This is a genomic window from Rhizobium sp. FKY42 (assembly GCF_005222835.1).
In the GTDB taxonomy this organism is placed as follows: Bacteria; Pseudomonadota; Alphaproteobacteria; order Rhizobiales; family Rhizobiaceae; genus Neorhizobium.
Genome location: NZ_STGA01000073.1, coordinates 272,210 through 280,068, shown reverse-complemented (window position 1 = coordinate 280,068; position 7,859 = coordinate 272,210). Strand labels below are relative to the sequence as shown.

Annotated in this window: 10 protein-coding genes; all 10 read left to right on the top strand. The window is 59.1% G+C overall.

All coding sequences use genetic code 11. From position 1 onward, the window contains the following. On the top strand, positions 1 to 481 hold a 481-nt coding region (locus tag E8M78_RS22965; RefSeq protein WP_205910289.1), incomplete at its 5' end, for a hypothetical protein. Between the two features lie 180 nt (positions 482 to 661). Continuing rightward, positions 662 to 1,918 carry a phage tail sheath family protein gene (locus tag E8M78_RS22960; protein ID WP_137137234.1) on the top strand — a complete coding sequence of 419 codons (1,257 nt, stop codon included), beginning with the start codon at positions 662 to 664 and terminating at the stop codon, positions 1,916 to 1,918. 12 nt (positions 1,919 to 1,930) lie between these two features. After that, positions 1,931 to 2,473 carry a phage major tail tube protein gene (locus E8M78_RS22955; RefSeq protein WP_137137233.1) on the top strand — a complete coding sequence of 181 codons (543 nt, stop codon included), beginning with the start codon at positions 1,931 to 1,933 and terminating at the stop codon, positions 2,471 to 2,473. A 48-nt stretch (positions 2,474 to 2,521) separates the two neighbouring features. Beyond that, positions 2,522 to 3,052, top strand: a complete 531-nt coding sequence (locus tag E8M78_RS22950; RefSeq protein ID WP_137137232.1) for a hypothetical protein — start codon at positions 2,522 to 2,524, stop codon at positions 3,050 to 3,052. After that, a complete protein-coding gene (locus E8M78_RS24100; RefSeq protein WP_281405091.1) occupies positions 3,052 to 3,180 on the top strand; it encodes a hypothetical protein in 129 nt (42 codons plus the stop codon). Before E8M78_RS22950 ends, E8M78_RS24100 begins: the two co-directional genes overlap by 1 nt. Beyond that, complete coding sequence (locus E8M78_RS22945; RefSeq protein WP_170973520.1) at positions 3,177 to 5,498, top strand: phage tail tape measure protein; 2,322 nt, start codon at positions 3,177 to 3,179, stop codon at positions 5,496 to 5,498. The genes E8M78_RS24100 and E8M78_RS22945 overlap by 4 nt, the downstream gene beginning before the upstream one ends. Further along, positions 5,495 to 5,959 (top strand): phage tail protein, encoded by a 465-nt coding sequence (locus E8M78_RS22940; RefSeq protein ID WP_246658447.1) that lies wholly within the window; start codon positions 5,495 to 5,497, stop codon positions 5,957 to 5,959. Before E8M78_RS22945 ends, E8M78_RS22940 begins: the two co-directional genes overlap by 4 nt. Beyond that, entirely contained in the window at positions 5,959 to 6,180 is a 222-nt protein-coding gene (locus E8M78_RS22935; protein ID WP_137137230.1) for a tail protein X, read from the top strand. Before E8M78_RS22940 ends, E8M78_RS22935 begins: the two co-directional genes overlap by 1 nt. Before the next feature lie 3 nt (positions 6,181 to 6,183). Beyond that, positions 6,184 to 7,182 (top strand): hypothetical protein, encoded by a 999-nt coding sequence (locus E8M78_RS22930; RefSeq protein WP_137137229.1) that lies wholly within the window; start codon positions 6,184 to 6,186, stop codon positions 7,180 to 7,182. Positions 7,183 to 7,505: 323 nt separating this feature from the next. Further along, positions 7,506 to 7,859: DNA cytosine methyltransferase (locus E8M78_RS22920; RefSeq protein ID WP_137137258.1), on the top strand; the 354-nt coding region annotated here is incomplete at its 3' end.

The following is a 7,859-nucleotide window of genomic DNA, read 5'->3' as shown; positions in this document are numbered from 1 at the left end:
AAACCATACTCAGAGGTGGCTCACTTCTCGGTGGAAAAACCGGCTCAGTTCCGCGCGGAAACCAACAGATGTTTTCTCGGGCAAAAATACCGCCACGATGATTGGTGGTCTGGTCGGCCCCATCAGTGTGTATCTCTCCTGCGATGGGGAACACCAGAACAAACTCGCGGTAATCTTCAAGGTCAAGGATGGCGTTGCAGAAGGCATAAACGGTGAAATCGTTCTGAAAGCAGACGATGGCGAAGTCAGCCGCTTTCAATCCAAATCCTACGACCACAATGACAAGTACGGCGGATTTGCTGCTGAACTCACCCCAGACGAAGCCAAAAAACTGATTGCAGGAATAAAAGTCGCCAAGAAGCGTGTCATCATAGGGCTTCAGGTGCCGGGTGTTGACATGAAAATTTCTCACACTCTCAATGTGAGTGGGTCAAAGAAGGCGTCTGAGACGTATGCAAAAGCCTGCGATGTCGGCGCTTGAAAGTCCCGTAGATCTTCAGCTGAGGAGCCTAATGTCCTTCAGAGATCTTCGTACCTAATCGCTTAGGTATCAACCCGCCTTTTAGGCGGGTTTCTTCGTGATGCTGACAACAGTCAGCCCGTGAAATTCCCGCGCGCGCGTATGCCTTATCCCAGCTCACATTATCAGCAGGGATGACCGATGTCAGGCACTACGGATTTCGTCGGCGTACGCCGGTTCTCCAATCTTCTGTCCACCGTCGCGAAGATCGACACCAGAGATAGCACCAAGCCCGGCATGGTACTTCCGGCTCCGCTGGCTGACAATGCGGCTTTTCCCATCAATGAACCGGTACGGCTTTCGCTTGATGACAGCGAGCAGCTGACGAAGCTTGGTGCCGGAATTGCCCGCGATGCCTGCGACCAGCTGCTTCAGGAAGGCATCGTTACCGATCTCGCCTTCGTCCGGACGCCGCATTCCACGTTGACCGATCCCGCCGCCAAGCTGGAAGCCGAGATCAATGGGATTGTCGGTTCTGCAGGGTCGAAGACCGGCATCTATGCGCTGCTCGCTGCCAAGAGCGAGATCAAGATCGAACCCGGCGCAATCATCTCTCCCGGTTACATGTCGGCGCGTCTTGGCGATGCGACAAACCCGGTTGCTGCTGCGGCCAGCATCGTGGCCGATCGGATCATCGACTGCCTGGTCGTGGCCGATACGCCAGCCACCTCTCGCGAGGCGGCGATTGAATGGGCGGAAGATTTCAAGGCGGCGCTGAACGTCGTCGCGCTCTATCCCGGTGGCGTCTACAACTTCGGCGCTGGCAATGTGACCCGGCCTCTGTCTGCCTCCTATGTCGGCCGGATGATCCGCCGCGACAAGGAAACGGGTGGACCCTACAAGGCCTGCTGGAACCGACCGCTTCAGGGTGTTCTCGGGCCATCGGTTCCCGTTGGTTACACCGATGGCGATACCGGATCGGAAGCCAACCAGCTTGCGCAGGCGGGCGTCGGCACCATCATCGAAGGTAACCTTCTATGGGCACCGTTCACAACGGCAACCGACCCGACGGTCAATGCCTGGCGTTCGGTCAAGAAGATCCGCACCCGCCGAGCGGTGGAAAAGGCCATGCTGCGGCCAGTGCGTCAGTATCTATCGGAAGACATCACGCCGCATATGGTGACGCTGATCTATCGGGCGGCCGATCAGTTCCTCTCCGATCTCGTCACGCTTGGGGCGCTCATTGATTACGAGCTGCTCTGGTCGAAGAGCTTCAACCCGGCCACGCTGCTTTCTGCGGGTGGTTTGCGCGTGAAAATGCGCTGGGCCGAGACGCCGGATCTCGTTGACCTCCAGCTTTATGACGAGGCGATGCCGGAAGCCTTTGACGTGCTGAACGCCGCCATTGCCTCTGCGGTATCGCAGCTCGGCTCATCCAACATCCGCGTTACGGCCTAAAGGAGCCCAATCATGGATCGCCTCATTCGTGGTTCCAACTGGTATTGCAACGAGATCAACCAGCGTCTTCGCATTGACGAAACGACCCTTCCGGCGCTGACCCGCGAGATGCTGCCCTTCGTCATGGGTGGCGGCTGGTTCGGCCTTGAGCTTCCGGCCGAGGTTCAGCCTTTGACTTCCGAGATGACCGTCAACGGCGTTCATGAGGATCTGAAGGCGCGTTTCGGTCGCGAGCCGGGAGACTGGACGACGCTCGCCTACTACGAAAACCTGCTCAACGTGTTCCCGGCTTCCTCCAATGGCGAGGTGGGCTCCGGCACGGTGCAGCTGAAGGGCCGTGTGGTGACGATGAAAGGCCTGCTGAACGAGTATGTCCAGGGCGGGGTGAAGGGCCAGAAATCGACCGGAGCCACCCGGTTGAAGTGGTCTTCGATCGTGCTTTACCAGGACATGATGGATGGCGTGATCGTCCACAAGTTCGATGTTCAGAATAACACCCTCATCATCAACGGCGTGAACTACACGGCCGAGCATAACCGCATCATTGCGGCCTGATCTCATCTCCGAAGCATGTTCGCCAATTCCCTTTGAAGAGGTTTCAAAGTGTCTTCAAACACGCCTAAAGCACCGAAAGCCGTCGTGATGGAGCCGCAGTCGAAGGACGATCGCAGCGACGTGAAGGCTATAGAGATCCCGCTGCCGCCACCGGAAATGTGGAAGGATCTGGATAACAGCGGCGGGAAGGTGCAGGCCGCGAGCCCTGCCTCAGCAGAGGCTCCAAAGCCCGTTCGTCGCGATATCGAGAAGCTGACTTTCGTCGGCAAGCAGCCCTCCAAAGCAGTGCTGCTGGAATATCCGTTTGAACACCCGGCGCTCGGCCGCGTTAACGAGATCACAGTTCGCCGCCTGTCCGTCGGCGAAGTCGGCGACATGCTGGATGAGCGCCCGGATGATATGCCCGATCTCTTCGATATCTATGAGCGAATGACCGGCATTCCGGCGGCTGTGCTGCGCGGTCTCGTGGATGTCGACGGTGAAGCAGTCTCCGGAGTGTGCTTCGATTTTTTGCCCCGCCTTTACCGGCCGATCCTGTCGGCCGTGTCATCATCGACCTCCGCAAGTGGCGAGGCGTAATGGCGCGCATTGCCAACACGCTTTCGACGTCGCTTCCGGCACTTCACGATATGCCTTGGGATAGCGCGCTGCGATACTATCCGGAAGCGGCCAAGATCCACGCGGAAACATGGGGCTTGCGCCGATGAGCGATATGGATGTCTCGCTTCGTCTCCGCCTGGTCAACCAGCTTTCTCGCCCTGCCGAAGAGGCCGAGCGTGATCTGAAGGAATTGCGGAAAGCGGCCGAGCAACTGGGCCGCACCAAGGGCGGGGATGCTCTTGCGAAAGGTCTGACCGATGTTGGCAGGAATGCCGACGCGGCCAAGGCTAAGCTTTCCGAAGTTGAGAAGGAAGCCAATCAAGTTAGGCAAGCCATCAGCCGCACCGGTTCCGGCTTCAATGATTTCAAGGCTGATGCGGCAAAAGCGGAAGCGTCGCTCGCCCAAGTAAAAGACAAGGCCGACAGCACGCGGCTTGCCATTGCCCGGATTGGTGAAGGGTTTGGCAACTTCAAAGGTGATGCAGAATCCGCCGAGGGCGCGCTTGCCGGTATCCAGCAACAGGCGGTGCAGGCAAAGGCGGCGATCGGCAGGATTGACGATGGAGCCTTTGCCTCTTTGAAGGGCGATGCCGCTAGCGCTGAAGCCGCTATCAAGCAGATTGGCGCGGCGGCAGACAGCACAGCGGCGAAGCTGAAGCAGATGCACACACCGGCAGCGACCGGCGCTCCTTACCGCCCAGGCGTTCAGCCAGCGGCGCGCGGCGGAATGTTTGCCGCTGTTGAAGGCGCTGTCGATCAGTTCGGCATGCCTATCGCGATCGGTGCGGGCAGTGCGTACTTGGCCGGTGCAGTTCCGGCCGCGGGTGTTGCCATTGCTGGCACTGCGGTCGCGGGGGCGGCAAAGGACGAATTCACCAGTGACCAGCTGCGCGTGCTTGGTGAGTACGGACCGCAGGATCAGAGCCGTTATGACCGGATGATGGCGCAGATCGGTGCGCGAAAAGGCACCGGAACTGGCGGTGCCATGAATGTCTTTGGCGGACTGATGTCCGGTGGCCTTGATGCGGAAAGTGCTGCCGCCAGCACGGAAGCAGCCATCATCTTCGCGAAGGCCACGCAGGCTTCGCCCGAGGATGCAGCAAACACGACGATTGCGCTGAAAAACAATTTTGGCGTTGGTACCGATCAGATCATGGCGGCCTACGATGCGATGGCAATCGGCGGCAAAGCGGGCCAATTTGAAGTCAGGGACATTGCAAAGCACTTTCCTTCAATCGCTTCAAAGATGGCGGCCCTCGGTGAGGGTGGAATGGATGGAACGCGTCTTCTCGTGGCGCTCGGCCAGTCCATCCGAAAGACGGCAGGAAGCTCTGACGAGACCGCGACCAACTTTGAAAACATGCTCGGAAAGTTCCGGGCACAGGACTTCATCAAGAATGCCAAAGAGTACGGGATTGACCCGGACGCCACGATGAAAGCGGCGACGGCTGAAGGACGCTCGCCCGTCATGGCTTTGCTGGAAGAGATCCGTTCCAAGGTCGGGATGGATGGCGTCAAACTTGCGAAGTTGATGCCGGATGTTCAGTCGCTTGCGGGGCTAGAAGCATCCTTGAAGGGTCTGGAGGATGCCAAGAAGCTGATGTCCGATATGCAAGGTTCTCCCGGCAAGGTGATGGAAGACTTCGCGGTTGCCACGGACAATGCCTCATCGGCCTTTGATCGTTTCACCGCAAACGTCGCCGCCAAGGCCAAGTTTCTGGCAGCCTATGCACTGCCACCGCTCACGGCTGCGATGAACGCCGCTTCCAAATTGATAGAAGGCGACGGCGAGCCGGACCAGGTGAAGGCACCTGACGGAACATCGGCCAGCACCCAGCAGACAATTGCCGCGGCGAACGATCGTGGGGCGCGGATCAACCGCTTCCTCGAAAACCTGTTCGGCTGGGACAATTCAAAGGCGTCGAAGGAACTGAATGTCGCTGATGCCTATCAGCAGTATGCAACGACGAGGATGCAAGGTGAGCGCGGTGCGCCAACGGCAATGCAACGCTTTTTATACGGAGCGGCCGCCGATCCGAATTTCGATCTGAAGAACACGGTGGGCGTTGATCTGAAGGGAACCGCCGAACAGTCGATGGGCGGCTTTACCGAAGGGCTGACTGCTGAAGGCGAGAAGGCAAAGACCGAGGCTTCCGGTATTGCGGACTATATCAAGTCGATCCTCGGCTTCACGGTATCGCCCACGATCGCGCCGACCTTCGTTCCGCCTTCGTCCGGAGGTTCTTCCGCTCCGACTTCGGAAAAGCACTCCTCGTTGCAAAACTCGTCCAGCCTGAACCTGACACAAAACATCTCGACGCCGAATCCGAAGCTCGCGGCACTCAAGGCAAGGCGCGACCAGGCACGCGCGATCCAGCAGGCGAAGGCGCGTTCTCTGCATGATGTTGGAAGGGGGCTTGCATGAGTGCGATGCAGCCTTCCGGCGCTTTGATATCCATCGGCGGGGCGGTGCTTTACACCGTTGGCCTCAACCCGCAGCGACTGAGTTATTCCTCCGAAGCGCGGTTTCCGGCCCATGCCGTGCAGGGCGGCATGCGCTATCAGGTAACGGGTGCTGGCGACCAGCGGATGACGATCGAGGCGGTGACCTATCCGCATGTGGTCGGCGGGCTCGATGCCGTTGCCATTCTCAAAGGCCTGCATCGTGCGCAGCTCATGGCACCAATGACGCGGCTTCGCGGCAACTATCTCGGTCTTGCCGACGGCCTCTGTGTCATCGAGACGATGGATTATGACGAGGAACGCCTGCACCCGGTCGATGGCATTGGCCGCGAGGTAAGTGTGAGCCTTGGCCTGCTGTTCATTCCGCCTTCGATCTACCTGCAATCGGCCGGTCGCATTGCCAGCCTGGAGGGCCTGCTCTGATGGCGGCTTACATCGTGGGCTATGGCGGCGAGCGTCTCGACAAGATCGCCAAGAAGCTTTTGCAGACCGAGCGCGACGGCACGGTTGAAGCGCTTTTGAAGGCCAATCCAAGGCTGGCGGATGTGATGCAAAACGGCGTGGTGCCGGAAGGCACGGCCATCGATCCGCCGAAGGATTTCCGGGCCACACCTTCCACCAGCTTCACCTTGCCGTGGGAGTGAACCATGCGCAAACCCGTGGTTCAGGTCATTGGTCAAAGTGAAAGCGATCTCATTCCGAAATGGGGTTCGTCGCTGCTTGCGGTTCGTTTCACCGACAATGAAGGCGGCGATGCCGATGAGATCGAGTTCGATTTCTCGGTGACATTGCCCCTGCAAGCGCCACCAGCTGAGGGCACGCGCTACCGTCTTCTCTATGGCTGGGAGGCAGGTGCGCTGAGGGATGCCGGTTCCTTCACCTACCAGAACAGCCGGATCAGCTTCTCGGCCGATCATGGGTGGGTGCTGACGATTACCGCCCGCTCGGCAGACTTTGTGGATGCCGACAAGGCGGAAGAGACCGAACATTTTGAGGATCTGACGGCAGGCGAGATCTTCAAGCGGTTGGCGTCCAGTGCGGGCAAGAGTGCGAAGGTTCATCCGTCGATCGCCAATATCATGATCCCGTATCGGCTACGCATGCAGCAATCAGCCGTCGGCTTTGCCCAGGCGCTGGCCGACGAGCTGGGTGGCACGCTGAAGCCCGCAAACGGGCAATGGCTGGTGACGGAGAAGAACAGCGGCCAGACGGCGGGCGGCTCCATCATTCCGCCGCTCACGATCTCCATTGAGGACGTAATCGGCTGCGACCTGAACCATGAGGCAAAGGCCAAATATGGGCAGGTGAACGCCGGTTACTTCGATGCGGATCAGGGCCTTTCGCTGCTGGAACTGGTTCCGGGTCTGGGCAAGGCGGCGAGCATGTTCTCGCTGTTTCCGGCCGCATCCGGTTCCGAGGCCAAGGTGAAGAGCAAGGCGGAAGCCACCGCACTGGCGCGCGCCACGATCACCGGCAGTGTGACCATTGAGGGCGAACCTGCGGCCATGGCCGGAGCGCCGGTTCAACTGATCGGATTTGGTGGATGGAGCGGGCGCGATCTCGTCGCCCAGACCATCACCCACGAGTTCACATTCGACGAACAGGGAGGCTGGCTGATGACGCCGGAACTTGCGGCAAAGACTTGAGAGAGCTGAGTTGACGGATGCCGGAGCCAAGGCTCCGAAGGCGGGCTTTAGATTGGCGTCCAGACCCGCCCGACAGGATCACATCGATAACTGTCACATCCGACCCCGGCAAAGCCGAGGTGGAGATCAGTGACTGAGTCGAGACATTGAAACAATGCAGGAAATGCGCTGCGGCAGCTGCCGCGCACTACTCTTCAAAATGGATCGTGGCGCGATTGCCGCCACCATCGAAATCAAGTGCCGCCGATGCGGTACGGTCAACCATTTGAGGCCAGCGGAGCCCGTCTCAGATCGCCGCGAGCGACAGGCAGGGAAAACATCGTGTGGCTCTACATTCCATCTCAAATGATACCTTCAACGGAATTGCGCTGTGCGCTGGCGTTGGAGGATTGGAGCTTGGCCTCCACATTGCAGAACCCGGATACAGAACTGTTTGTTACGTCGAGCGGGAGGCCTTCGTTGCAGCGACCCTCGTGGCGAGGATGGCTGACCAGGCCATGGGTGACGCGCCTGTTTGGGATGACGTTACCACCTTCGACGGCAGCCCTTGGCGTGGCAAGGTTCATATCCTCACTGGGGGATATCCGTGCCAGCCGTTTTCCTTTTCAGGCAAACGGCTCGGAGAAGACGATCCGAGGCACTTGTGGCCCCATATCAGCCGGATCATCCGGGAACTC

Excerpts from the sequence above, each read along its gene's own strand:
- E8M78_RS22960 (WP_137137234.1), top strand. The coding sequence starts at position 662 with ATGTCAGGCACTACGGATTTCGTCGGCGTACGCCGGTTCTCCAATCTT.
- E8M78_RS22955 (WP_137137233.1), top strand. The coding sequence starts at position 1,931 with ATGGATCGCCTCATTCGTGGTTCCAACTGGTATTGCAACGAGATCAAC.
- E8M78_RS24100 (WP_281405091.1), top strand. The coding sequence starts at position 3,052 with ATGGCGCGCATTGCCAACACGCTTTCGACGTCGCTTCCGGCACTTCAC.
- E8M78_RS22945 (WP_170973520.1), top strand. The coding sequence starts at position 3,177 with ATGAGCGATATGGATGTCTCGCTTCGTCTCCGCCTGGTCAACCAGCTT.
- E8M78_RS22940 (WP_246658447.1), top strand. The coding sequence starts at position 5,495 with ATGAGTGCGATGCAGCCTTCCGGCGCTTTGATATCCATCGGCGGGGCG.
- E8M78_RS22935 (WP_137137230.1), top strand. The coding sequence starts at position 5,959 with ATGGCGGCTTACATCGTGGGCTATGGCGGCGAGCGTCTCGACAAGATC.
- E8M78_RS22930 (WP_137137229.1), top strand. The coding sequence starts at position 6,184 with ATGCGCAAACCCGTGGTTCAGGTCATTGGTCAAAGTGAAAGCGATCTC.